General features: G+C 68.1%; 18 protein-coding genes. 7 read left to right on the top strand and 11 right to left on the bottom strand.

The window, feature by feature from the left end:
* Nucleotides 1–70: 70 nt before the first annotated feature.
* A complete protein-coding gene (locus LLH23_18490; protein ID MCE5240453.1) occupies nucleotides 71–1,198 on the bottom strand; it encodes a hypothetical protein in 1,128 nt (375 codons plus the stop codon).
* 228 nt (nucleotides 1,199–1,426) lie between these two features.
* Here LLH23_18490 and LLH23_18485 point away from each other — a divergent pair, with 228 nt between their 5' ends.
* The 4 genes from LLH23_18485 to LLH23_18470 all read left to right on the top strand — a co-directional run bounded on the left by LLH23_18485 (nucleotide 1,427) and on the right by LLH23_18470 (nucleotide 6,699).
* Nucleotides 1,427–2,347 carry a hypothetical protein gene (locus LLH23_18485; GenBank protein ID MCE5240452.1) on the top strand — a complete coding sequence of 307 codons (921 nt, stop codon included), beginning with the start codon at nucleotides 1,427–1,429 and terminating at the stop codon, nucleotides 2,345–2,347.
* Nucleotides 2,348–2,424: 77 nt separating this feature from the next.
* On the top strand, nucleotides 2,425–2,949 hold the full coding sequence (locus LLH23_18480) for a zinc ribbon domain-containing protein (protein MCE5240451.1): 525 nt from the start codon (nucleotides 2,425–2,427) through the stop codon (nucleotides 2,947–2,949).
* 103 nt (nucleotides 2,950–3,052) lie between these two features.
* Nucleotides 3,053–5,512, top strand: coding sequence for a hypothetical protein (locus LLH23_18475; GenBank protein ID MCE5240450.1), 2,460 nt, complete (start codon nucleotides 3,053–3,055; stop codon nucleotides 5,510–5,512).
* Nucleotides 5,512–6,699 (top strand): alpha/beta hydrolase family protein, encoded by a 1,188-nt coding sequence (locus tag LLH23_18470; protein MCE5240449.1) that lies wholly within the window; start codon nucleotides 5,512–5,514, stop codon nucleotides 6,697–6,699. Before LLH23_18475 ends, LLH23_18470 begins: the two co-directional genes overlap by 1 nt.
* A gap of 155 nt (nucleotides 6,700–6,854) precedes the next feature.
* Here the strand turns inward: LLH23_18470 and LLH23_18465 are convergent, their stop codons facing one another.
* The 8 genes from LLH23_18465 to LLH23_18430 form a co-directional block, all read right to left on the bottom strand.
* On the bottom strand, nucleotides 6,855–7,190 hold the full coding sequence (locus LLH23_18465; protein MCE5240448.1) for a hypothetical protein: 336 nt from the start codon (nucleotides 7,188–7,190) through the stop codon (nucleotides 6,855–6,857).
* A 74-nt stretch (nucleotides 7,191–7,264) separates the two neighbouring features.
* On the bottom strand, nucleotides 7,265–8,419 hold the full coding sequence (locus LLH23_18460) for a GDSL-type esterase/lipase family protein (GenBank protein MCE5240447.1): 1,155 nt from the start codon (nucleotides 8,417–8,419) through the stop codon (nucleotides 7,265–7,267).
* A gap of 71 nt (nucleotides 8,420–8,490) precedes the next feature.
* Nucleotides 8,491–9,327: a carboxylating nicotinate-nucleotide diphosphorylase gene (gene nadC, locus LLH23_18455; protein MCE5240446.1), complete on the bottom strand. Its 837-nt coding sequence runs from the start codon at nucleotides 9,325–9,327 to the stop codon at nucleotides 8,491–8,493.
* Nucleotides 9,324–9,680, bottom strand: coding sequence for an aspartate 1-decarboxylase (locus LLH23_18450; protein MCE5240445.1), 357 nt, complete (start codon nucleotides 9,678–9,680; stop codon nucleotides 9,324–9,326). Before LLH23_18450 ends, nadC begins: the two co-directional genes overlap by 4 nt.
* Nucleotides 9,681–10,532, bottom strand: a complete 852-nt coding sequence (gene panC, locus LLH23_18445; GenBank protein ID MCE5240444.1) for a pantoate--beta-alanine ligase — start codon at nucleotides 10,530–10,532, stop codon at nucleotides 9,681–9,683. It abuts the gene before it with no gap.
* A 35-nt stretch (nucleotides 10,533–10,567) separates the two neighbouring features.
* Entirely contained in the window at nucleotides 10,568–11,578 is a 1,011-nt protein-coding gene (locus LLH23_18440) for a type II secretion system F family protein (protein ID MCE5240443.1), read from the bottom strand.
* Nucleotides 11,579–11,590: 12 nt separating this feature from the next.
* A complete protein-coding gene (folK, locus tag LLH23_18435) occupies nucleotides 11,591–12,112 on the bottom strand; it encodes a 2-amino-4-hydroxy-6-hydroxymethyldihydropteridine diphosphokinase (GenBank protein ID MCE5240442.1) in 522 nt (173 codons plus the stop codon).
* A gap of 8 nt (nucleotides 12,113–12,120) precedes the next feature.
* Nucleotides 12,121–13,875 (bottom strand): alpha-L-fucosidase, encoded by a 1,755-nt coding sequence (locus LLH23_18430; protein MCE5240441.1) that lies wholly within the window; start codon nucleotides 13,873–13,875, stop codon nucleotides 12,121–12,123.
* 158 nt (nucleotides 13,876–14,033) lie between these two features.
* On the opposite strand from LLH23_18430, the gene LLH23_18425 reads away from it, so the two are divergent.
* A complete protein-coding gene (locus LLH23_18425) occupies nucleotides 14,034–16,598 on the top strand; it encodes a hypothetical protein (GenBank protein ID MCE5240440.1) in 2,565 nt (854 codons plus the stop codon).
* A gap of 92 nt (nucleotides 16,599–16,690) precedes the next feature.
* Here LLH23_18425 and LLH23_18420 read toward each other — a convergent pair whose 3' ends face one another.
* Complete coding sequence (locus tag LLH23_18420; protein MCE5240439.1) at nucleotides 16,691–18,253, bottom strand: trimethylamine methyltransferase family protein; 1,563 nt, start codon at nucleotides 18,251–18,253, stop codon at nucleotides 16,691–16,693.
* The gene (locus LLH23_18415; GenBank protein MCE5240438.1) at nucleotides 18,250–20,793 is read right to left on the bottom strand and encodes a glycosyl hydrolase-related protein; all 2,544 of its coding nucleotides are present in this window, start codon (nucleotides 20,791–20,793) and stop codon (nucleotides 18,250–18,252) included. The genes LLH23_18420 and LLH23_18415 overlap by 4 nt, the downstream gene beginning before the upstream one ends.
* Before the next feature lie 140 nt (nucleotides 20,794–20,933).
* Between LLH23_18415 and LLH23_18410 the strand changes: the two genes are divergently transcribed.
* Nucleotides 20,934–23,057 carry a hypothetical protein gene (locus LLH23_18410; GenBank protein MCE5240437.1) on the top strand — a complete coding sequence of 708 codons (2,124 nt, stop codon included), beginning with the start codon at nucleotides 20,934–20,936 and terminating at the stop codon, nucleotides 23,055–23,057.
* Between the two features lie 187 nt (nucleotides 23,058–23,244).
* Nucleotides 23,245–25,083 carry a carbon starvation protein A gene (locus LLH23_18405; protein ID MCE5240436.1) on the top strand — a complete coding sequence of 613 codons (1,839 nt, stop codon included), beginning with the start codon at nucleotides 23,245–23,247 and terminating at the stop codon, nucleotides 25,081–25,083.
* Nucleotides 25,084–25,090: the final 7 nt, after the last annotated feature.

Below are 25,090 nucleotides of genomic sequence, written 5' to 3'. Positions count from 1 at the left end.
CGGGGCGCAGCAGAGAACGCAACAGGGGCAGCCCCGCGAGGGACTGCCCCTGTGTCTGTCGGCGGTTAGCCTACTTCGCTGCGAGGGCCGTGGCCTCCAACATGGCGCCCGCGGGGACCACCCCGGCGACCGACAGGCTGAAGGTCTTGCTCTGGCCCGCCGGCACCTTCTCGACAGTGCCGCAGGCCGCGGCGGCGATCTTGCCGCTCTCCTTCGCGACTGCGGCGACCTCGATGCTCGTGGTCGTGGCCGACTCGTTGCGGACCTCGCCGATGATCTTGTCCCCCTTGAGGCCCGTCGAGATGACAGTCACCTTCGGTGGCTCCTCGCGCCATGGCACCCACGACTCACTCACGTGCACCACGACGCGCGCATAGCCGCTGCTTACGCTGATCTGCTTCACGAAGAGCTGTCTCTGCCGCGGCCCGAGCCAGTAGATGGTCTTCTCGGGCTCGTACATCTTGAGGCTGGCATTGGTGCCAACCAGATTGCCGTTGTCGTCCACGGCCGAAAGCGTCACCAGGGCATTCTGTAGCCCGACGTCAGCGTTCGGGTTCTCCGCGTAGAACGCGACGAGGCTCTTCTTGTCGTCGAGCTTGAGGGCAGTCACGTCGGAGACATTCAGGGACTGCAGGTTGGCCGGCAGGGCAGCCGCCTGGCCCGCGCCCTCGGCCTGCGGGTGCTGTGCGGTGCCGGGGGGCGGGGCTTTGACCTCGAAGTTGCCGTCCACGTAGGCGGCGAACTCGAAGCCCTCAGGGACGGTGATGTTGGAGCCGCGGAAGAACATGGCCGGCCAGGCGAAGAGGATCGTGGCCCCGATAACCCAGGCCTCAGAGCTCTTGCCCTTCTTGTTGATGACCGAGCGCAGGGCGATGCGCGAACCGTCCACGGCCTCCACCCAGCGGGCATCGAAGTCAATCTTCCCGGCCTTGCCGAGCATCTTCGCGCCCTTGGACTGCGTCACCATGCCGCTTGCCTGCGCCCCGGCCTCGACGAGAACCTGGCCCTGAGCGCTGATGCGCTCGGCGGCCCGCAAGCGCACCGCCTCTCCCTGCTTGTTCCGCCCCGACTTCAGCTCTTGCAGCAGACGAATAGTGATCGGTGTCCCATCGGCGAGGCGGATGGTCTCCGCCCTGACGGGCATGGCGCACACGGCGCCCAGCAGCAGTACGGCGAGGCTCCTCAATACAACGGTCAACCCAAACCCTCCCTCAACGGCACGGCATGTGATGTAGGCGGCAAAGCCAAGCAATGCGCCATCCGGGCAGACACCACCTTCGTCTCCCGCACAACCGTCGCAGTATTGCTCGGGCGTCGCTCCTCGGCCGCCCGACAGGGATGATCGAGGCTGGCGGCAGGAAGGGTTCTGATGGAGGGGCGGCGAATGCACTGGCAGCACTTGGCAATCCGCAGGGAGGCAAGAGACATGGCGTTCCAACCCGAACTCAGCAAGTTCATCTCGTTCCGCGACAAGGAAGAGTGTGCGCGCGTACGAGCCATCAAGAAAGAAGACATCTGCAAGCACAGCAACCCCGACTTCAAAATCCGGCTGATTGACAGCATCGCCGTGTTCTATGCCGAATTCGCCCTCGACATCGTCGGTCGCATCGTGTCGGCCGCGGAGGAAGGGCGCCAGTGCGTGCTGATCCTGCCGGTGGGACCCGTGCCGCAGTACGCCATCGCGGCCAGCATCATCAACCGGCTGAGCATTGACTGCAAGCACCTTATCACCTTCAACATGGATGAGTACGCCGACGAGAACGGCCAGACCGCGCCACCGGACTGGCAAGGCTCCTTTGCGACCTCGATGATGGGGAGCTTTTTCGGGCAGATCCGCGAGGAGCTGCGGCCCAAGGCCGAGAACATCCACTTCCCCAACACCGGCAACATCAACAGCTACTCAGACATGATCGCCGCGACCGGCGGGGCCGACTGCTGCTACGGCGGCATCGGCTGGTGCGGCCACATCGCCTTCTTCGAGGCGCACCTGGGCGACAACTACGCCGACCTTGAGGAGTACAAACAGGCCAAGGCGCAGATCGTCGAGCTGAACCCGATGACGATCATGCAGAACGCCCTGCACAGCTTCGGCGGCGACTGGTCTTGGGTTCCGCCCAAGGCCGCCTCGATCGCCCCGGCCGACATCCTGGGCGCCAAGCACCGCAGCTTCTGGCTGGACGGGATGTGTGGCCCCGGGACGACCATGAGCTGGCAGCGGTTCATCGCCCGCCTGGCGGCGCACGTGTACCCGAACAAGTACGTCCCCGGCTCCATCCTGCAGACGGCCAAGACCGACTACACGATGTGGAGCCCGGTGGCCAGCGACGTGCAGATTGACATGAGCTAAGGCGGACCACGCCCGCAACGTGGAATGGCGCGCATTGCTTCCCGTGTCTTGCACAGAACGTCGGAGGCAGACTTCCCATGAAGCGTGTCACGTGTCCGAAGTGTGGTGCGGAGAACTACGAGACCGACAAGCAGTGCCTGGACTGCGGAGAGAAGCTGGCGGCGGCCACGGCGACTGCGCCGGCGACGACCTCGGCAGCCCCGTCGGAATTGACGGCAATCGCCGCCCCGCGGCGAGGCGGGCGAGGGGCGGTGTCGCCAAAGCAAGCCGCGGCGGACGTGAAGTACGTGGCGCAGGTCCAGAAGGGGCTCAGGGCATTGTACATGGCCCTGTGCGTCGTGATATTCGTTGGCGCGGTGGCGGTGCCGATCATCATCACTGGCGACCGCGTGCCCGCGGGCTATCGCTTTGTACTGTACTTTGTCCTCCCAGCCTGCATCTACGGGTTCATTCGAGGATGGCGCAGCCCGGAGTCGATCCCCGGGCTGGTTTTTCGGGATGCGGCAGAAGCCCGTACGATGGTCAAGGCCACCGCATTCGTAGGCGTCCTGGTCGTCGTAGCGGCTATCGTCGGCGTCGTGTCGCTCGCAACGCACCAGTGAGGCGACGCAGTTTGCCCGCAACGCGCTCAGCGCGTTAGGGGAGGGAGGAGCGGCGGCTTCATCGAAAGGTGGAGTCGCCGTTTCGTTTTGCTCGGAGGATGCCATGAAGGTCCTTGCTGCCGCACTCTGCCTGACGGGAGTGATCTGGGCCATGGACGCCCACGCCGCCGCCCCGCTGCTGCCCACGGTCGAGGCCGAGGAACAAGTCTACACCACGCCGCCGGCCAACAACGGCGCCGGGCCGATGTGGTGCTATGGCTCGACGTGTATCGCCCGCCGGGGGCAGGACCTGTTCGCCAGCGGCATCGAGACCATCCCGGACCAAAAGCCGCTCAACAACGTGCGCTGGATGGTCTTCCAGCGCGGGGCCAGGGGCTGGCAGCTCATGCAGAAAGACGCCACCGGCCGCCAGCGCGAGCCCTGCCCGCTGGGGCTGTTCGACGATGGCCGGCTGCTGCTCACCAGCGATCCCACGCTCACGGAGCCGGACGCCTACAACGGGTCGGCCCAGCCGCAGTTGCTCATCTTCGATACCAGGAAGCTGACAGCCCCGCCGCAGGTGTCGCTGCCGCAGTGGGAAGGCACCCCACCATTTTGCGAGCACTCCTACCGCGGCTTCACCGTGGACGGCAAGAGCCACGAGGCGCTGTACTTGCAGAACACCGGCTATGACCAGAGCCACTGGGCGTTCCTGGACCGCGCGGGCAAGTGGAGCAGGTGCGGCACCATCAAGATGCCGTGGGGCGCGGAGTTTGAGAAGCCCGAGGCGATCCGCGTCTGCTACCAGAACATGGCCCTCCGCAACCGCGCCGCCCACCTCATGGGCGTGAGCGACATCATCGAGTGGGTCCGCGAGTGGCGCGAGTTCAAGCTCGTGCTGCACGAGGGGAAGGCGTGGGACTACGACTTCCGGCGCCTGTACTACTGCTGGACCCCGGACATCACCCGGCAGCCCTTCGCGGAATGGGTGAAGGTCGCCGACTGCGACAAGACCTGCGGGCACATCAGCAATCTGGACCTGTGGCTGGATGGTCAGGGGCGAGCGCACATCCTGTGGCTGGAACAGAGCGTCTGGGATACGCGCGTGCGCGACAAGTTCTTCCCGGACGAGCCGCAGACGTATGCCCTGATGTACGGGATCATTGACCAGGGCAAGGTGGTGCACAAGACGCGGCTGGCGTTCGGCGGAGAGAAGCAGGAGAGCAAGCTGATCCCCGGTTGGGGGCGCTTCCAGGCCACGCCCGATGGCCGCCTGTTCGTCTTCTACTACACCAGCGGCGCGGACGCCCAGGGCAAGGCTGTTGCCGAGAACCGTCTGATGGAGATCTACCCCGACGGGACGCACAGTGACCCGGTGCGGGTGGCGCTGCAGTACCCCATGACCTCGTTCTTCACCGCCACCGAGCGGGGCGGGTCGGCGCCGTCGGCCACACTGGATCTGCTCGGCGTGGCCAGCGGCGTGGCCGGCATCAGCTACGCGCGGATCAACCTGCTGAACCAGGTGCTGGCGCAGTTCGACGCGACGGTTACGGCGACGTCGACCGGCTCCGAGGTCGTGCTGGACGGGACCACGTCGCGCGCGGCCGAGGGCAAGATCGCGTCCTACTCCTGGCGGATCGGCGACAAGCCGGCGACCGGCGCGACCGTCAAGCAGACGATGCTGCACGGCGGGCCCCTGCCGGTGACGCTGACCGTGAAGGACAGCCAGGGCCACGTCAGCTCCAGCCGACGGACGCTGCAACTGCCTCCGGCGCCGTATGACTTCGGGCTCAGGCAGTGGGGCCTCATCCTGCGGGTGGAGGCCGAGCAGTTCGCGGCCGAGGGGGGCGGCAAGATGCACGTACGCAACGACAAGCTCAACGCGTCCGGGCTGTCGCTGTCGCATGCGGACACGCAGGGGCACTGGCTGGAGTGGGAAGTTAACGTGCCGGTGGCGGACCAGTACTTCCTCTTGGCTCGCTACGCCGTGCCGGTGGACTCGGCGCGGGCGCTGAGCGTGGACGGGGAGCAGCGTGGCGACTTCGCCTTCCCGACCACCGGGGGCTATGGCTCGGACCTCATGGACAACTGGGGCGTAACGTGCCTGCAGGCCAAGGGCAAGCCAGTGGCGCTGGCGCTCACGGCCGGCGAGCACACGCTGCGGCTGGCGAACCAGAACGGGCTAGGCCTGAACCTGGACTACCTGGCGCTGGTGGCGACCAAGACGCCGATGCCGCAGGACGATGTGCCCGGCTGGCGAGCCATGGAGCGGGACGGCGCCCGCTGGCTGATGGCGCTGCAGGGGGTGATCTCGCCGTCGCAGATTCGGCACGAGATCGGCCACCTGTATCAGTATGACCTCGGCCCGCTCTACCCCGGCGACGGCGTCAAGGACGTACCACCCTCCACGCTGCTGATGTTCGAGGATGGCAAGCCCCTGGGCCCGGCGCACACGGCGCACGTGCGCATCCGCGAGGAGGGCAAGGGGCTGTTCGCGCACTGGGGGACGACGCTGTGGTTCGCCGCCAGTGATGGCTCGGACCCGAGCACCAACGGACGCAAGTACACATGGGAGATCCAGTGATGCGCACGCTGATCTGCCTCGTCGCGATACTGTCAGGAGCGATGGCCATGGCCCAGACGCCGCCCGTCCCCGATGCCCAGGCCGGGACCCTGTACCCCTTCATCCAGTCGCAGGTCCCCGCGCAGTTCCCGCTGTCCTTCCTGAGCCCGCGCTTCACCGATGTGGAGCAATGGCAGCGCCAGGCGCGGAAGAAGGTGCGGGAGCTGCTGCACTACAACCCGCCCAAGTGTGCCCCCAGGCCGGAGGTCCTCGAGCGCGTGGATTGCGGCGGCTATGTGCGCGAGAAGATCACCTTCAACACCACCCCCGACATCCGCGTGCCCGCGTATGTGCTCATTCCGAAGGACGGGCAGAAGCAGCACCCCGCGGTCCTGCTCCTACACGATCACGGCGCGTTCTTTGTCTGGGGCAAGGAGAAGGTCATCGGCCTCCCCAACGCGCATCCCGCGCTGACCGCGTTCAAGGAGATGGGCTACAGCGGGCGTAGCGTGGGCAATGAGTTGGTCAAGCGCGGCTATGTGGTCATGGCCATTGACATGATGTACTGGGGCGAGCGGCGGATGATCCTGCCGGGCGACCCGCCGGAGTACCAGGACCGCGAGCAGATGACACCCGAACAGGTCGCTGCCTTCAACCGGCGCGCCGGGGAGTTGCTGCCCCGGACCGCCATCGGCGTCTTCGAGAGTGGCACCACGTGGGCGGGGATCATGTTCACCGACGACATGCGCAGCGTGGACTACCTGGCCTCACGGCCGGATGTGGACCCCGACCGCATCGGCTGCTGCGGGCTGTCGGTCGGGGGCTTCCGCTCGGCGCATCTGTGCGGGCTGGACCCGCGCATCAAGGCGGCGGTCGTCGTGGGGTGGATGTGCAGCTACCCGGCGATGCTGCAGCAGAAGCTCACCTCCATCGGCTTCTGGGCGGTGGTGCCCGGACTGCAGCAGCTCATGGACCTGCCCGATGTCGTGTCCATGCACGCGCCGCAGCCGCTGATGTGCATCCAGGGCACGCAGGACGGGCTGTTCACCAACGAGGGTGTGCAGGCAGCGTACGACAAGATCGCGGCCGTCTACGCCAAGGCCGGCGCCAAGGGGCGGTTCGAGCCTGTGACCTACGACGGCCCGCACGAGTTCAATGCCGAGATGCAGGACAAGGCATTCGCCTGGCTCGATAGGTGGTTGAGGTAAGGCGCGGGTCGGGGGTTCGGGACTCAGGACTCGGGGTTCGGACGCGGCCGTTGGAGCGCGGCTCTCCAGAGCCGCATGCCTTCCCGGACAGGTTCACCCAGACGAAAGCGGCAGGCCCGGCGTGGGCCTGCCGTTTGGCTTCGGTCGGTCCTGCCCTAGCGCCGGTCGTCCCCGCTCCGGCGAGTGGTCGTGCGCCGGCTGCGTGTCGTGCCGCGGCGGGTCGTGCGTGGGCGCTCGTGACCAGGGAGGTACTGCAGTTGCGGCTCCTCGAAGCGGTCGGCCTCACGACCCGACCGCCGAGCGCGCTCCGCCGTCCGCCCGCGGGAGTTCACCAGGTGGACGCACAGCAGAATCATGATCATCAGCAGGCAGCCGTCGGTCAGAGTCATGGCGTCGTAGGCGCCGAGGACCTTGACCATGAGCCACCGCAGGAATTCCACGCCAGGGAAGAACAGGAGGATTCCCAGCAGGATGCCACCGATGGTGCGCATCAGGCCTCATCTCGTTTCTGCGATTGATGCGAGTACCAGCGTCCCGTGCGGCCAGAGGGGTGCGGCCGCGCGGGCTAGCGTAGCAGGTCTGACAGAGCTTCACCGACGGCCCGATGCCCCGCCGGGCTCAGGTGGGTGTTGTCCAGATAGAGCAGGGACTTCTCTCCCGGGATCTTACCCAGTACGGCGGATGTGCGCAAGAGGGGAAGTCCGCCCGCCAGTGCGATCTGCTCCACGATGGCCCCGTAGCCACCGGAGTTCCGTGTCTCCGGGGGCAGGAACGGCAGCGGCGTGAGTGGCACCACCAGGGCGCCGGTGTTCTCCAACAGCTCACTAATCAGAGCCTGGTACTTGCTGCGGAACTCATCGAGACTGGCCCCGGCCAGCGCAGCGTTCGTGCCATAGGCCACGATGATGAGATCGGGCGCCAGGATGCCCCGGTGGTCGGTGGCCCAGTCGAGGCCATAGGCCAGGGCGCTTTCATCGCCGCCCACGCCGGTGAGCACGACGCGCCTCTCCGGGAAGAGCTTGGCGAGTTCGGCGGCTGCGATGCGGGCCCAGTGCGTATCCTGGTCCGCGCCGGCAGTGAAGCTGTCGCCCACGACGGTCACGCGCAGGTCACCCGGGACGTCCAGACAGTAGCGCTTGAAGATCGCCTCCGCCCGGGTTGCGACCAGGGGCGCCTGGTGGGCGGCGAGGGCGAAGGGGTCCGGCTTCGGCGTCGCGCCCGCGCGCGTGCCGTAGACCTCCACCTCGCGCAGGAACAGACAGTTGTTGCCGCCCAGGCCGCCCTGCCAGGTGTCCACGAAGGTGACGCGGACGTAGCGCGCGGGGCGGGGCTGGAAGCTGACCGTCAGCGCCATGGCGTTGTTGCGCGCGAAGATGAAGTCCGGATCGCGCAGCTTCTTGTAGGTGCGGCCGTCGGCCGAGCAGGCCAGAGAGACCGTGCGCGTGTTGCCGTTGGCGCTGTTGTAGACGACCACCTTACTGATGGTGCAGTCGCCCTGCAGGTCAATGACGGTGTACTTGGGGTACCCCGTGACGTTGGCGGTCGCGAAGCAGCCGGGAGCGGAGTCGGAGTCCTTGGCCCCGTCCACCAGGCCGTTCCAGCCGGGCAAGGTCTGCACGTTGGTGACATACGGGCAGTTCAGGGCCAGGTTGGTGGGCGGCGGCGAGGGCGCGGCCCAGGCCACAGCGGCGGCGAGGAGCAGACAGGGGATCAGGAACATGGCTTGCCCCACTTGCAGGTCGCGAACCCCGTGCGGCCGGGCCCGCGTCAACTGGGCGACCGAGGGCGGTCCTACGCCTCGGGCTCCAGCTCCAGGCTGATATCAATGGCGCGGGCCGAGTGCGTCAGCGCCCCGACGGAGATGAGGTCTACACCGGTCTCGGCCACCGCGGCCACGTTGTCGAGGTTGATGCCACCCGACGCCTCCAGCAGGAGGCGGCCGCCCGCGAGGGCCACGGCCTGGGCCATCATCGCCGGCGTCATGTTGTCGAGCAGGGCCACGTCCGCGCCGGCGGCCAGGGCTTCCTCAAGCTGCGGCAGCGAGGTGACTTCCACCTCGATCTTCAGCGTATGGGGCGCCCCCGCCCGCGCCGCCGCTACTGCCGGGGCGACCCCGCCGGCCACGGCAATGTGGTTGTCCTTGAGCAGCACGCCGTCATAGAGCGCAAAGCGGTGGTTGTGCCCGCCCCCGGCGCGCACGGCCCGCTTCTCCAGCAGCCGCAGTCCCGGCGTCGTCTTGCGGGTGTCCACGATGCGGGCCTTGGTGCCGGCGACCCGGTTGGCGAACTCGCGTGTGAGCGTGGCCACGCCGCACAGGCGCTGCAGGAAGTTGAGGGCCACGCGCTCGGCGGTCAGCAGCGAGCGGGCCGGGCCGGCGACTTCCGCGAGCTGGTCCCCAGCGCTGAAGACGCTGCCTTCCGACGTCAGGGCGTGGAACTCCACCGTGGGGTCCACCTGGCGGAAGCACTCCTGGGCCACGTAGAGGCCGGACAGTACGCCGGGCTGCTTGGCCAGGAAACAGCCCCGCGCCCGGACGTGGGGCGGGACCGCCAGCTCACTGGTGATGTCGCCAGGGCCAATGTCCTCCGCCAGTGCCCGGGCCACGATGGCCTGCAGGTCCGCACTCATGCCTCGCTCCGCAGGTGGTTGCCGGCGTCGGCCAGGATCGTCTTCATGTGCAGGGCGCGCGCCTCGGCGTCCTCGTAGAGCGCGTAGGAGATGATGTGGACCTTGTCGCCGACGGCCGCCAGCCGCGCGGCCGGGCCGTTGAGGCAGATCGTGCCCGAGCCGGGCGGGCCCTCGATCACGTACGTCTCCAGCCGCGCCCCGTTGGCCAGGTTGACGACCTGCACGCGCTCGCCGGGGAGGATGTCGGCCGGCCGCATGAGGTCGGCATCTATCGTGATGCTGCCCTCGTACTGCAGCTCGGTCTGGGTGACTGTCACCCCGTGGATCTTGCTCTTCGCCATGTTTCTGAGCATCTACTTCGTCTCGCCGTTGATGGTGATGTTGTCAATCAGTCGCGTCTTGCCCAGGTATACGGCTGCGGCCAGTACCAGCGGCCGCCCCCGTTCCGACTTGTCCTGCAGTGTCTGGGGGTCCACCGCCACCAGGTATTGTACCCTAATGAGCGGCTCTGCATCCAGTACTGCCCTCGCCGCCGCGACCGCTGCCCCGCCCGTCCCGCCCCCGACCGCGACCTTGGCCCCCTGCTGTAGGGCCTGATAGAGGCGGGGCGCCGCCCGGCGCTCGGCCGGGCTCAGATAGGCGTTGCGCGAGCTCATCGCCAGACCGTCGGCCCCACGCACAGTGGGCACGGGCACGATGTGCACGGGCATGGCCAGATCGGTGACCATGCGCCGGATGACCTGCAGTTGCTGGTAGTCCTTCTCGCCGAAGTACGCGCGGTCAGGCTGCACGATGCTCAGCAGCTTGGCGACGACCGTGGCGACACCGGTGAAATGCCCCGGGCGGAAGTGGCCGCACAGGCCCTCGCTGACCCCCGCCACCGTCACGGTCGTGGAGGCACCCTCGGGGTACATCTCCGCGACGTCCGGGGCGAAGACCAGCTCGACCCCCAGGCGCTGAGCCCGGCGCAGGTCCTGCTCCAGGTCGCGCGGGTAGGCGGCGAAGTCCTCCTGGGGCCCGAACTGGGTCGGGTTGACGAACACACTGACTACGGTCGCATCATTGTCGCCGCAGGAGCGGCGCATGAGCGCCTCGTGGCCCTCGTGCAGCGCCCCCATCGTCGGCACGAGGCCCACTGACTTACCCTCGCGTCGCGCCGCCTGCACGAAGGCGCGCACGCCCGCAATACGCTTCTCGATCCGCATACCGTCGTTGACAACTCCCTGTCCTGGCCCCGCTGTTACTGATTGAGCAGGCCGCTGAAATAGCCGGCATAGGCCTGAGCAGCCATCATGAACACGACCACCCCGAAGAAGATGACCGCCAGGGGCACGATCGCCGTCATGCCCTTACGCACCGTCGTGAAGGCCTCGGCCTCGAAGTAGTCGGCGACCTTGGCCATGGTCGAGTCGATCTGTCCCGTCTGTTCGCCCGTCCGCAGCATGCTCAAGGCCAGCGGCGGGATCTGCCCTGTCTTGGCCAGGGCATCGCTCAGCTTCTCGCCGCGCTCCAGCGCGGGCACCGTCCCGGTCAGGGCCTCCTCGATCGCCCGGTTGGCGGCGGTGTTCGAGGCAATGCCCACGGCGGAGCGGATGTTGACCCCCGCCCCGTACAGGGCTGACAGAGCCCGGCACAGGCGGGCCCACGCCAGCTTCGCCGACACCGCGCCCCAGATGGGCACGCGGAGTTTCAGGTCGTCTATCGTCCGCCGGCCCTGGGCCGTCGAGTGGTAGTAGCGACGGTAGACCATGTAGAGCACGCCGAGCGGCAACAGGACGAACAGCCCCACCACCGCAGCGAACTTGATGCCCACCAGCAGCGCCTGCCCCAGGCTCAGCGTCAGCCCGGCGATGATCATGCGCGTGGCCAGCGGGATCAGCACCACCGCGACCAGCAGCAGCTTGGGGTAGAGCGTCTCCCGCGCCAGCGTCTGCTGGAACTCCAGGTCGCGCTCGAGGTAGTCGGCCGACAGAGTGAGCATCTCATCCAGGTGCCCGCCCTCCTCGCCGGCAGCGATCAGCGCGACGTTGAGTTCCGAGAAGACCTTTGGATGGCGGGCCATCACCTCGGAGAAACGCTTGCCGGAGGACACGCTCCGCGCCGCGTCGCGCAGCGCCACCCGCAGCTCCGGCGAGCCGCCCCGCTCCTCGAGCGACGACAGCGCCATGCCCAGCGACATCCCCGCATTGACGAGGGTCGCCAACTCACGGAAGAGGTGTACTCTCTCGACCAATCTCAGGCTGCCGAACATGAGGGTTCCCGCCTATCGGGCCTCGCCGATCAACTCAGACAGCTCGCCCAGCCGCCGCACGTCAGGATCGTCGCGGTCCACCAGCTCGCCCACGGGGGGCGCGCCGCCGACCTGCAGGTCCGGGTTCAGGTCGGCCAGCGGCTGCAGCACGAACTGGCGCTCCAGCATCCGCGGATGCGGCAGCGTCAGCTCCGCCGTCGCGCACATTATACCACCCGGCGCAACTTCTGTGGCGCACACGAGCAGGTCGAGATCAACGGTGCGCGGCGCGTTCTGGTAGGGTCGCGTGCGACCCAGACGACGCTCAATGTCATGCATGACGGCGAGCAACGCCGGGGGTTCCAGGTTCGTCTCCACGGCCACCGCCAGGTTGAGATAGTCCGGCTGGGGCTCGTCGGCCACGGCCTTCGTCTCGTAGACGGGGGACACCTGACGCACATGGATGTCCGGGTGGGCGTCGAGCAGGGCGAGGGCCTGCGCCAGGGCGCGCGCACGATCCCCCAGGTTCGAGCCCAGGCTCAGATAGCAGGTCATCCTGTCGCTCATGCCGGGACCAGTTGCACCGCCGCCAGGGTGATGCCGGCCTCGCCGGCGATCTGCTCGGCCTCCAGGGCGACGGTGACCGTGCCGGGGGTGTCCAGCGTGATCTGCCCCAGCGTACCGGCGTACTCCGGGAGGTACTGGGCGCGCGGGCTCTGGACCTGCTCGTCACAGGTGACGGCGCCGGACACTGTGGCCTCGCCGGCCGTCAGCCGCAGCACGTGGCCCCCGTCCGGCGGGCGGCGATGGTACGGTGAGCCCAGAACGACCCTCACGGTGAACGTTCCCGGCGCCAGCAGCTTGAACTGCCACTGCAGCTTGCTCGCGGTGTCCCTCCAGCCGCTGACCATCCCGTTGCGGCTCAGGGCCATGCCGCTGTCCGGGCCCTTGAGCATGTCGGCCAGGTAGCCCGGCAGCGTCACCGTCCCGTCGGCCTGCTGGTAGATGCTCGTGTCCACGTCCAGGTCACCGACGAAGTCCAGCGCCACGACCGACACCAACGGATCAGGAGCCACACCAGGGAGCGATATCGTCACGTGATCGCCATCCTGTATGAACGGTAGGGCGTTCCCCGGATCCGCCAGCAGATAGGCCCGCTTGACACGGCTACGCAGCCCCACAAGCTCGTGCTGGCCAGCCCAGCCGCCGGGGCGGTTCGAGTCTTCGTGCACACGCCCCAGAACCATCGCTGGCCACTCGTAGAACAGTAGGAAGAGCTTGTTCTGTTTGGCTGTGACTCTGCCCCAGCGGAACTCAAACGGCCACGGGTTGGGCTGCGTGCCGTAGATGGCCTCGCTGTTCACGTCCATCCACTGGCCGATGGCCAGCAGCAGGTCAATGCTCGGCCGGGGGATGAGGCCCTCGCTGGTCGGGCCGACATTCAGCAGGTAGTTGACGCCCTTGCTGGTCAGGTCCACCAGCAGGATCAGCAGGTCCTGGACCGACTTCCAGTTGTGGTCGTCGCTCTTGAAGCCCCAGGTGTCGTTGAGGGTGGCCGGGGTCTCCCAGTCGCCCACGACCGGCCCGGCCGGGATCATGTTGTCGCCCAGGCTGCCGTAGTCGCCCAGCTCGTGGCCGACGCGGCCGCTGACCAGGCAGTCCGGCTGCAGGCTGTGGACGTACTCCTTGAGCATCTGGCTCTGCTCTTTGGTGATGGCCACGGGCGTGTCGAACCAGATCAGGCCGATAGGGCCGTACTGGGTCAGCAGCTCGCGCAGTTGGGGCTTCACCTTGCTCTCCAGGTACGCGGCGAATCTCTCCGGGTCGGGCTTGTGGCCGTGCCAGCCCTTGTCCTGGACTTCCTCCCAGTGGCCCGACGCGCCCTCTGCGACCCAGTCCTGGTCCTGCGAGTAGTAGAAGCACATCCGCAGCCCGTGGCGCGCGCAGGCCTCGGCCAGGTCCTTCATCACGTCATGGCCGTACGGCGTGGCATCCACGATGTTGTACGGGTTGCTGGGCGAGTGGAACATCGCGAAGCCATCGTGGTGCTTGGCGGTGATGACCAGGTACTTCATCCCCGCCTTGGCGGCGACCGAGACCCATTCCTCGGCATTGAACTTGATCGGGTTGAACTGCTGGGCCAGCGGCGCGTACTCCTCCAGGGGGATCTTGGCGTTGTGCATGATCCACTCGCCGAGGCTGGGGATGGGCTGGCCTTTCCAGAAGCCGGCGGGCACCGAGTAGATACCCCAGTGGATGAAGAGGCCGAAGCGGGCCTCGCGCCACCAGGCCAGGGGGTCGTGGTTGTGGTCAGGCATCGGGGGAGTTCCTTTCGCTGGGAGATGCACGGCCGTATTCGCCCCGAGGGGCCCGGCCCCCTCCCCCGGCGTAGCCGAGGGCTACAGGGCCATGGACGGAAGGAACCACCACCCGCCCCAGGCAACATACTCCTGACTTCGCCCCGGAGGACCTCGCCTTGCGGATCGCGCTTGCTGCGTGCTGCCTGCTCGTCGCCCCCCGCCTATGGGCTGGCGGCGAGTCCACCCCTGTGGATGGCCCCTATGATGTCACCTTCTCCATGCCGAAGGCGGGCGCGGTGCAGGTGCTGCTCGACTGGCAGAATGGCGCCGGGCTGGCGCTCGGCTGCACCGGCAAGGGCGCCACGCTCAACGCCGTCTCGAAGCGGGGGAAGGGGCAGCTCGCGGCCGTCACCGGCGCTGTGAGCGGGACCGTGCGTGTGCGACGGCGGCAGTCGCTGGTGGAGATCGAGACGGCGGGGCGCGTGCTCCTGCGCACGTACGTGGATCGCACCATTGCCGGGGCCGTGATGCTGGCGCCCGGGGCGAGCGGGCCCGAGTTGCACGTCCAGCCCGTCGAGCCGGCCGCCTTCCATGACGAGTTCTTTGACCCCGAGGGCGGCGAGTCGGTATGGGAGCCCGTCAGCGGCCAGTGGAGTATCGGCACCTACCGCGACCCCCTGAAGGCCCTTGAGAACCGCCCCATCGCCGCCTCGTGGTACCAGGTGACACCTAACGGGCAGGCGCTATCGCTGACCGGGCAGGACTTCTGGGAGCACTACCGCGTGCGCACCGCCGTCCTGGCCGTGCCAGGCGTGCGCGCCGGGTTGGTCTTCTACGCCCAGGACGCGAACAACTACTGCGTCTTCTCTGTGCGTCCGGGCAGCGGCGAGCAGGGAATCGCCGAGCTGACGACCGTGTCGCAGGGGAAGCCGAAGACGACGGCACTGCCGGCGCCGCCCTTCGCCTGGCGCCTGGGCAACTGGCACGAGCTGGCGCTCCAGGTGGATGATGGGGCGATCCGCTGCAGCGTGGACGGAACACGCTTGGGCGACAGCAGCATCCCCTGCGCCGGGGGCAAGGTGGGGCTGCTGGCCGAGGGCAAGGGCGAGGTGCGCTTTGACGACTTCGACGTGCGCCCGGCCCGGTGGTGTCGCGAGGCCGACAGCACCCGCAGAGGCGACTGGAGCGGCGCACAGGGGGCATGGGACACCGACTGCGGCTACCTGAACGGACGGGCCCAGGCCTTCAGTCCGTGCCTGTGGCTGAAGGCTGCCGACGCCAACGCGTTGCGGGTGGACTTGCGCTCTGCCAGGGGGCCGAGCGGCCTGCTGCTCAACTGGCGCAACGACAGCGGCTACCGCCTAAGCATGGGCCCCACCGGCTGTGCGCTGGAGCGAGTGACCGACGGCAAGGCCGTAACGCTCGCCAGTGCCGCCGGCAAGGGCCGTCCCGGCCGGCTGACGCTCTCACACCTCGCCGGGCGCCTGTCTGCCGCCACCCCCGGCGGGTGGTTGTCGTGCTATGACTTCACCTACCGCGGCGGCGCGTGCGGCGTCTTCACCGACGGCGAAGCGCGCTTCAGCTCCGCCGAGGCCTCCGGCGACGAGGAGACACCCACGGTCATCTCCACCGTCACCGGCGTCCCCACGCCCATGCCCGGTGAGAACAGCGACACGAGCCGCTTCGTGCTGGGCTATGTGTGGCGGCCCAACGGTGGCACCTGGACCGGCGCCGGGCCCACCGACAACCGTCTGCTCAGCGCCAGGGCCTACGGGCAGCAGCCCGCCAGCCTCTGGTACTACTCGCCATGTCCGGGCGACGCTGTCATGACCGTGGAGGGGCTGCAGCTCCACCCCGGCGGCAGCGGCGGGGTCGCCATCGCCTGCGACAGCCACGGTTACACGCTGGGCAGCGGCTACCGGGCGGAGACCGACGGCAAGGCCCTGAGACTCTTCCGCGCCGAGAAGGCTGTGACCGAGAAGCCCCTCCCCAAGCCGCCGGCCACGCTCCGCCTGTGGCGCGACGGGCGCTTCATCGTGGCGCTGGCGGACGGCACACCCCTGGTGTTCGACGATCCGCAGCCGTTGCCGGGCAGCCTCTGCGCGGCCTATGCCACCGGCGCCGGGTGGTCGGCGCGACAGGTGACACTGGCGCACCGGCGCGCCTCCGTCTATGCCTTCAAGTCCGAGGAGACCGACTGGCAGCCGGTGAGCGGTGAATGGGGCACCCACACCGGCATGGCCTGCATCGCCTGGGACTACTGGTACACGGCCAAAGGCCAGCCGCAGGCCCTGGCCTGCCACGTGCAGCCCCGGCTGAACGTGCGGCAACTCGATGTCTGGGTGAGCGAGTATTCCGAGGGCTACGAGGACCGCGAGCACAAGCACTTCCCGTGCCACGACATCAGCCTGGTGATGAACGCGGAGCAAGCCGAACTCGACGGCGGGTATCGCTTCCTGATCGCCGGGGAGGGGGGCACGGTGACGCGACTGCTGCGCCTGGGACAGGTCGTGGCGGAGACGCGCGATCCGGCGTTTGCGGTGCGCATGGGCGGCCACTGCAACAGCCCGCGCGATCTGCACCTGGTCGTGCAACGCAAGGGCGCGCAACTGACGCTCACGATCAACGGGCGCCAGGCGCTCGACTGGACCGATCCGCAGCCACTGGGACCGGGACGGCTGGGGATCGGCACAGCAGACTGTACGGCGAACTTCCGCGATCTGTGGATCGTGCGGGAGTAGCGGGGGTGTGCCGCTGGAGGGGCCGGCTATCAGCCGGCCCGGCGTTGACAGCGTGTGTCACCGAGCAGCGCAGGCCCATGACGGCGGGCCGGCTAGTAGCCGGCCCCTCCGAGCGCCTTCTCCGCCTCGGCGTAGATCCTCGCCAGGCCTTCCCGCCTCGCTTCATCGAGCACGAACTCCGGACACGCCGCGATCCTCTCCAGCGCCTCGTCTCGCGCTCGGTCCTTTAGTGTCCGGTGGTGTGCCAGGCACGAACGCAGCTTCTCGCGCACGAGGCGGTCGGAGGAGGGCATGACATTGCGGCAGCGGCGCGCGGTGTGGGGATGTGACAGGAACGTATCCAGGCCCAGACCGACCTCGCGGCACTCGTCGTACAGGCCGTCGAGGGCGAGGAGGTCGGGAGGGGGGTCGAAGGCCTCAATCAGCTCCCGGAGGTAGGCGACCATCTCCACGTCAATGACGAACTGCGTCGGGCTGAAGAGGTCATCCACGCACAGCACACCCGCATAGCCGAAGTGTCGCGCGCCCTGCAGGGCCCCGAGCAGCCCCGACGCCATCTTCTCGAGCGCCGCCTGCTCGTCGGTGGCCGCTGAAGCCGTCTCCAGAAGCACCCCCGCCACGACATACTCCTCGGGCTCCAGGCCGCACAGCGCCGGGGCCAGCCAGGAGTTCACGTGCGAGAAGACATGCCGCCGCGGCGAGCCGAAAGCCCAGCAGACATGGCGCAAGTCGGTGGGCTGCCCGGCGGTCATGATCAGCGGCGCCTCGACGGTGTCATCAAACAGCTTCAGCAGCATGTGCACCGCCAGCGACTCGGCCAGTTGCATGGTGGCGCAGCCGAGGGCGCTGCAAGGCTTCGTGATACCGAGCATGCCGTAGTCGAGGATGCGCCAGTTGAATGGTACGCCCGATACTCCTGTCGGGCGCTCGGGCGCCCCGCGCCCGACAGGAGTGTCGGGCGTACCATTCCACAAGGGATACACTGACAGGAAGATATCGAGGTCGCGCGCGTCCAGGGTCATCGCCGTGGGCACCGTGAAGGTGATGTCCATCGGCTTGCCCATCAGGCGGTGCATGTCCAGCAGGAACGGGACCTGCTCGGGCTGCTGGTAGTCATAGGGCTCGATGTTGTCGGCACTCTCCCAGCAGACGCGGAAGCACGCGAGCGTGCGCAGCAGCGGCGGCACATCCTGTGGCATGAGCGGGTACATGCCCCCGATGCCGAAGGAGCGGGCTAGCTTGATGCAGTCCCGCAGGTCGTCGCACGTGGCTTCCCGCACCTCGTCGGTGCGGGGGTCGAGCAGGGCCATGGAGTAGCCGGCGATGGCGAGGGTCCAGTCCTGCCGCGTGGAGCCGGACGCAGCCAGGGCGAGCTCCTCCCCCTGTGTGGCCGCCCCGGCAGCCCTGTCCCCTGCCAGTAGTGACCGGCGCAGGTCGGCCACGTGGCGGTCCAGGTACTCATTGCTCAGCGCCGGGTCGAAGTACACGCGCTGGCCGCCGAATCTCAGGCCAGGGCGCCCCCGGAGATGGTCCAGGAAGCGTTCGTGCTCGACGACGAAGCCGACCTCGGCGAGTAGCCGCGTGGCCGTCTGCCGCACTTCGGCCATCATCTCCGGCGTGACACGCGGCGTGTACTGCGGGTAGGCAACCCTCACGGCTCCTCCTCCATGAGGTTCACTGAGCTGAAGAAGCCCGACTTCGGGTCCACCGCCAGCGTCTTCGCCTCGAAGGGGGTGAAGCGCAGCCTCGCTTTGAGGCCCAGGGCCGGAAGGCTCAGCGTCGTCGTCCGCTTCTGCCCCGTAGGCTCGAACAGGCGGACGATGAGGCGCCGGCCATCCTCGGACCGCTTCAGGGCCGTCACCTGGACAGCCTCGTCGCTCAGCAGCGCACACGGGCCGGGCTTGTCTCCCGCCCCCGACGGGAAGAACGAGAGCGCCATGGGGCGCTCGTTGTGGACGAGCGCTTCGCGGTCCACGGCGGCCAGGCGTTCCTGTGTCGGCCCGGCGTTGAGCCAGAACCGGAACAGGCGCTCGCCCTGGTCGAGGCGCGGGGTGAAGCGGTCCTGAGGCACGATCTCCCGGTCGCCGATGGGGTGGCCCGAGTAGGCCGCGGAACGCAACAGCGTCAGGCGCAGCAGGCCGTCGGCATAGCTGGAGCCGTAGGTGCCGTCGTTGATGCAGGTCAGGGCCTGCTCGTCGCCGACAACGGCAACCCACTTCTGGGACACGGCCTCATCGCCGCTGTCGGGCAGAGCATAGGCCCCGAAGGCCGTCTGGCCGACGAACCGCGCGGGCGGGTGCGTCCCCGAACCCGCAGGTGTGGGCGCGTCCCGGCGCCCACCCACGCGACAGGGGACCTGCAGCTTCACCATCTGGTCCTTCTCCGCCCACTGCACCCGCGTCTCGATCTCCACCTCGGTCCCGGCCTTCGGGATCTTGTAGCGCTGGCAGATGAACGAGTTGCGGTAGCCCAAGAGCGCCTCGATGACCACGCGCACGGCGCCGTCCTCGACGACACGCACGGGCGCGAGGGACTTGGCGTGGACCCCGGCCAGGCGCGCCGCCGCAGCGGGGGAGAGCAGCTTGAAGCGCCCCGTCAGCGTGTTGAAGCCGTGGACCCTCATGCCCCACGGGTCCTCGTTGTCCTGCATCACCAGCGGCTCGCCCGCCCCCGGTCCGACCACCTCCGCCCCACCCACGCGAACCGAGTCGAGCAGGCCGGTCTGCGTGCTCACATGCACTTCCAGGTCGTCTGTCTTGACGACCAGGGCCTCGCCCTGCAGGTAGTCGCCCGGCGCAGGCTTGGCCGGCAGGCTCTGCAGCTTGCAGTCGAACCGGTTCATCTGCGAGGGCTGCAGCACGGCGTCGAACACCACGCGCTTGCGCCAGTCCAGGTTGAGGTTGCTGAGTTCCTTCTCGGGCTGAGAGGGCAGGGCTTTGCGGCCCTGGTAGACCGTCGGCAGCGTGAAGGCATCCTGCCAGTTCTGGTCAGCGAGCTGGAACTCGCATTCGACCGTGGTGCGGACCGGGAAGGGGTGTGGGTTGTAGACCATGATCGGGATCTCGCCGGCCCTCGCTGTGGGTTGCCCGGCGGCCAGCGCGAAGAACGCGCGGGCCTTCAGGCGCGAGACGATCTCGAGGCCGTGGCTGAGCACCCGCAGGGACATCTCCTCGACCTGCTGCTGGGACGATCCGGGGAGGATGTCGTGGAACTCGCAGAGCAGCAGGTCGCGTAGGGCCGGCCTCATCTCCTCCGCGGGGTATGCCATCAGCCCGGCCAGCCACGCCGCCGAGGCCATCTTCTCCAGGCTGTACAGGTCGTTCTCCAGCCGCCGGTGGAGTTGCTTGATGCGCACCTGCGAGGTGTAACAGCCGACCGCCCAGGGGTTCAGGTCGCGGTCGTGTCGGGGCAGCTTCGCCCCGGAGGCGGCCAGCTCGGCGAAGTAGGCCTCGGGCGTCGAGTGCACGATCTTCAGGTCCGGGCGCTCCCGGATGAGCGCCTGCAGGGCCTGCACGTCGTCGTGGGACGGCCCGCCGCCGTGATCCCCGACGCCCCAGGGGATGAGGCCGGGCTTGTCCGCAGGTTGTTGGGGCGCGAGGTTCTCGACCTTCTGGCGGGCCTGGCCCAGGGGGGAGTTATAGTGGACCATGCGCACCGCGCGGACGCTGGAGCCGTCGCAGCCAACCCACTCGAACTGCGCGGCGGGCAGCGGGCAGTCCTCCTGGCCCGGCCGGCAGAAGAGATACGAGTCGTAGCCCGACTTGGCGAGGATCTGGGGCAGGCCCACGCTGTGGCCGAAGGGATCGAAGTTCAGGGCGGTCGTGGGGCGCACGCCGAACTTGTCCCGGAAGTACCGCCGCCCGTACAGCGCCTGCCGCACGAACGACTCACCGCTGGGCATGTTGCAGTCCGGCTGCAGGAACCAGCCCCCCATGATGTGCCACTTGCCCTGCTTCACGAGCCGCTGGATGCGCTTGAACAGCGCCGGCTCGTACTCCTCGACCCACTCGTAGAGCACCGCCTCGTTGTGGTTGAAGACGAAGCCAGGCGCTCGCCCGCGAGCGCAGAACTCCTCACACAGGTCGGCGGCGACGCGGAAGGTGGAGATGGCCTCGGCCGCGCCCTCCTCCCATTCCCACAGCCACACGGGGTCGAGATGTGCGTTGCAGATCAGGTGGAGACGGTGGTCGGACATGATGGCGGCCCTCCGGCGAGGAGTAGTGTGGCGGCGGACGGGCAGTGACGGTCGGTGACAAGGGCCTTTCCGCGTCTGCCCTGCGCCAACCTGCCGCCCGCCGGGCAGGTGAGGCCGCTCCGGTCGGGGAAGCCGTCCCCATGAAATCCCTCCTGCTGCCCTCGCTGGTGTGCTTCATGGCCGCGTGTGCCTGGACCGACGTGCCCGACATCTGCAGCTTCCCCGACACCGCCGCCGCGCAGAAAGCGTGGCAGCCGCAGTTCGGCTCGCCGCCGGTGGCCGTCGAGAAGCTACCGGACGGCAGCAGTTGCCTGGTGCTCAAGGGTGAGTACAAGACGGCCGGCGACCGCCTGTGCTGGGACTATGTGGGGCCGGTGGACCTGTCGGCGGTGGGGGCCGTGAGTGTGGAGGTGAGTGTGGAGGGCGCCGAGCGGGCCGGGACGCTGGGCATCTACTTCGGCACGCCCGGCGGCTGGTATGCACGCATTGCCGGCACGCCGGCCTCGACCGCGTGGGTGCGCACGACCTGGGAACTGGATGACTTCGGCACCGAGGACGCACCGACCGGCTGGGACAAGGTCGAGCGCTTCCGGTTCTCGATGTGGGGCTCGGCGCCCGGGCCGATCACCTTCCGGCTGCGGGGCTTCAGAGCCGATGCCCGCGACGTGCACCGGAACTACCTGCGCAATGGCGGCTTCGAGGTTCCCGGTCCCCTGCCCTACGCCTGGGGCAGCGGCCACTGGGGCGTCGGGAACTTGCCCTGGGCGACGGACATGGACCTGTGGCGGCGGCACTTCAGCCTGGACACGACCGTGGTGCGCAGCGGCAAGCAGAGCCTCCGCCTCATCAATGAGCCGGGCCTGCCGCGGCTGCAGGCCGTCTCCGCCTGGTTCGGCCTGCGCGACAAGCCAGTCAGCGACTACACCCTCTCAGCCTGGGTGAAGGCCGACCGCGAGGGGGTGCCGGTGACGCTGTCGGCGGGCGGGAAGACCGGCCGCAGCCAGGCCGGCAAGGAGTGGGGGCGCGTGGCCGTGGCCGGCGTGGCGCCCGGACGGCAGGTCATGGTGCGCATCGGCGCCGAGGGTGATGGCACGCTGTGGATGGACGACGTGCAGCTGCAACAGACGGGCCAGGCGTCGGACGACTTCCACCCGCACCCTGGCGACGAGGCCCTCTGCCAGCGCGAGCAGGGCGTGGACTGGTCTGCGCCCCGGCGCACCCCCGAGGTCGCTGCCGGGCGCCAGACGACCGGGCCGGTCCAGCCCACCAAGGTGACGATAGACAACGCCGGGCGCTTCCTGGTGAACGGCCAGCCCTACCTCATGCACGCGCTGGGACTGGAGTTCATCTCCGACCTGAAGATGCTGGATGTCGTCGCCCAGGCAGGCTTCCCCGATGTGTGCATTGAGATCCGGGCGTCCATCACCACCGAGGAGCTGAAGAGCTACTTCGACCACGCCGCCGAGTTGGGCCTGCGCGTCATCCCCTGGATGGATGGCAACATCCCCCTCGAGAGGCTGCGCAGTCACATCACCACACTCAAGAACCATCCCGCTCTGCTATGTTGGTATGTTTTCGATGAACCAAGCGGCGAGCGCTTCGCCGAGGCGAACGCCCGTCTCAACCTGGCGCACGAACTGGACCCCGATCACCCGGCGCTCATCAACTACCTGGGCAACAAGCTCACCGGCCACATGGGTGACATCTACTCCACGGACATCTATCCGATCCCCCACGGCCAGCCGCTGCACGCGATCAATGGTGTCGCCGCCATGGCGGCCGCGGCGCGTCCCGAGCACAAGCCGGTGTGGATGTGGCTGCAGGGCACGGGCTACGCCTACTGGATGGATCGCGAGCCGACGCCGCGGGAGCTGTCCTGTATGGTCTATGGCTCGCTCATCAAGGGCGCGCGGGGCATCTACTGGTTCGCGCAGGTGCCGCGGTCGCAGCAGTGCTGGGACGAGATGCGCGCGATGTGCGTGGAGATGGCGGCCCTGGCCCCGGCGTTGGGCAGCGCCGAGACGGCCGCGGCGGTCCAGTGTGACGCCTCGGCCGTCCTGACGGCGAGCTACCGCGAGGGCGGCGCGACCTGGGTACTGGCCGTGAACACCGGCCGCGAGCCCGTCGAGGGCAAGCTAACGCTGGCAGGCGAGGCGGCGCAGGCGGAGGTCGTCTTCGAGGGGCGCAGCGTAAAGGCCCAGGGCGGCACATGGAGCGACAGCTTCGGCCCGTATGAGCGGCATGTCTACAAGCTGACGCGCTGACGGCTGGTTGAGACCTTCTGCTGGCGGCGTCCTGTAGGGCGGGGGCTGGTCCCCCGCCCGTACGTCTGCTTCAGCCCAGGCAGGCCGGGGCGCCCCTGCCAGACGGTTGCCCTCTTGCCGTTGCATCGGCGCAGGTTGTATCATCTCGCCGGTTGCTCGCCGGCATTCCTGACACGGAGGGTCCGCCATGCCCTCAGTCTATCTCCTGCTCCTGGGGCTATGCGCCTTCGCCCTGGCCTATCGCTACTACGGCGCCTTCCTGGCGACGAAGGTAGCGGTGCTCGACGCGTCCCGCCAGCCGCCCGCCCATGCCCAGCGCGACGGCAAGGATTACCACCCGACCAACCGCTGGGTGCTCTTCGGTCACCACTTCGCAGCCATCGCGGGGGCCGGGCCGCTGGTAGGGCCCGTGCTGGCGGCGCAGTATGGCTACCTGCCGGGCGCCATCTGGATCCTGATCGGGGCGATCTTTGCTGGCGCCGTGCATGACTACATCATCCTGTTCGCGTCGGTCCGCAATCGCGGGGAGTCCATCTCCCGCATCACCGAGCGCTACCTGGGCAAGACCGCCGGCTGGTGCGCCGCCTTCGCCACACTCTTCATCATCGTTGTTGCCCTGGCCGGCCTGGCGCTGGTCGTGGTCAATGCCCTGAGCGAGAGCGCGTGGGGCGTGTTCACCATCGCGTGCTCCATCCCGATTGCGCTGCTCATGGGCCAGTGGCTCTACAAGGTGCGGCCCGGACGGGTGGCCGAGACCTCGATCATCGGGGTGGTGCTGCTGCTGGCGGCCGTCGCGGCCGGCAACCCCATCTCCCACAGCGCCATCGCCTCGTGGTTCACACTCAGCAAGTCGCAGTTGGAGTACGCCCTGCCGATCTACGGCTTCATCGCCGCGGTGCTGCCGGTGTGGATGCTGCTGTGCCCGCGTGACTACCTGTCCACCTACATGAAGCTGGGCACGGTGGCGATGCTGGCGATCGGCATCTTCATCGTCAACCCGCACCTGGCCATTCCGGCCACGACCTCGTTCATCCACGGTGGCGGGCCCGTCGTGCCCGGGCCGGTGTGGCCGTATGTGTGCCTGACCATCGCCTGCGGGGCCATCTCGGGCTTCCACGCGCTGATCGGCTCGGGGACAACCCCCAAGATGATCAACAACGAGATGGACATCCGGCCCATCGGGTACGGCGCGATGCTGGTGGAGGGCTTCGTCGGCTTGCTGGCCCTGGTGGCGGCCTGCACGCTGCTGCCGGACCACTACTTCACCATCAACGCCGACCCGAGCAAGTACCACGCCACGGCGGAAGCCCTCGGGCAGGTCGGGGCCATCGCGCAGGAGGTGGGGGAGAAGTCGCTCGTGGGGCGCACCGGGGGCTCGGTGACGCTGGCCGTGGGCATGGCGCAGATCTTCAAGAACCTCCCGGGCATGAGCACGATGATGTCGTACTGGTACCACTTCGCGATCATGTTCGAGGCGCTCTTCATCCTGACCACGATTGACACCGGGACGCGTGTGGCGCGGTTCATCCTGCAAGAGGTCGTCGGGCGCGCCTATGCGCCGCTGAAGACCGGGACGTGGATGCCCGGCGTCATCCTGACCAGCTTCGCGGTCAGCTTCGCCTGGTTCATCCTCGTGCACGGCGGCACGGTTGCCACCATCTGGCCGATGTTCGGCATCGCCAACCAGTTGCTGGCCGTCGTCGCCCTCGCCGTGGGCACGTCGTACATTCTCCGCCACGCGGCGAAGAAGTCCTATGCGCTCACGACGTTCCTGCCCTTTGTGGTCCTGTCCGTCACCGTCTTCGACTCGGGCCTCCAGTTCAGCCAGAAGATGCTGCTGGGGGCGACGCCGGACTACCTGAAGGGCTCCCTCACGGTCATGATGATGATCCTCGCGGTCGTCATCTGCTGGGAGTGCATTCGCAACTGGCGGCAGTTGCTGTGCGGCACGTGCGCTCCGCTACCGGAGATCGTGTCTGACCAGGACCTGATGGCTCAAGTGGAGGGCACGGAGGTTGCTGACTAGCCCCCGA

The organism is bacterium (assembly GCA_021372615.1).
Lineage (GTDB): Bacteria > Armatimonadota > Zipacnadia > Zipacnadales > UBA11051 > JAJFUB01.
This window is presented reverse-complemented; position numbering and strand designations above follow the sequence as displayed.

Coding starts and splice junctions, on each gene's coding strand:
- LLH23_18415 (MCE5240438.1), bottom strand. CDS start 20,793: ATGTCCGACCACCGTCTCCACCTGATCTGCAACGCACATCTCGACCCC.
- folK (MCE5240442.1), bottom strand. CDS start 12,112: ATGACCTGCTATCTGAGCCTGGGCTCGAACCTGGGGGATCGTGCGCGC.
- nadC (MCE5240446.1), bottom strand. CDS start 9,327: ATGAGTGCGGACCTGCAGGCCATCGTGGCCCGGGCACTGGCGGAGGAC.
- LLH23_18410 (MCE5240437.1), top strand. CDS start 20,934: ATGAAATCCCTCCTGCTGCCCTCGCTGGTGTGCTTCATGGCCGCGTGT.
- LLH23_18465 (MCE5240448.1), bottom strand. CDS start 7,190: ATGCGCACCATCGGTGGCATCCTGCTGGGAATCCTCCTGTTCTTCCCT.
- LLH23_18475 (MCE5240450.1), top strand. CDS start 3,053: ATGAAGGTCCTTGCTGCCGCACTCTGCCTGACGGGAGTGATCTGGGCC.
- LLH23_18470 (MCE5240449.1), top strand. CDS start 5,512: ATGCGCACGCTGATCTGCCTCGTCGCGATACTGTCAGGAGCGATGGCC.
- LLH23_18450 (MCE5240445.1), bottom strand. CDS start 9,680: ATGCTCAGAAACATGGCGAAGAGCAAGATCCACGGGGTGACAGTCACC.
- LLH23_18485 (MCE5240452.1), top strand. CDS start 1,427: ATGGCGTTCCAACCCGAACTCAGCAAGTTCATCTCGTTCCGCGACAAG.
- LLH23_18430 (MCE5240441.1), bottom strand. CDS start 13,875: ATGCCTGACCACAACCACGACCCCCTGGCCTGGTGGCGCGAGGCCCGC.
- LLH23_18460 (MCE5240447.1), bottom strand. CDS start 8,419: ATGTTCCTGATCCCCTGTCTGCTCCTCGCCGCCGCTGTGGCCTGGGCC.
- LLH23_18480 (MCE5240451.1), top strand. CDS start 2,425: ATGAAGCGTGTCACGTGTCCGAAGTGTGGTGCGGAGAACTACGAGACC.
- LLH23_18405 (MCE5240436.1), top strand. CDS start 23,245: ATGCCCTCAGTCTATCTCCTGCTCCTGGGGCTATGCGCCTTCGCCCTG.
- LLH23_18440 (MCE5240443.1), bottom strand. CDS start 11,578: ATGTTCGGCAGCCTGAGATTGGTCGAGAGAGTACACCTCTTCCGTGAG.
- panC (MCE5240444.1), bottom strand. CDS start 10,532: ATGCGGATCGAGAAGCGTATTGCGGGCGTGCGCGCCTTCGTGCAGGCG.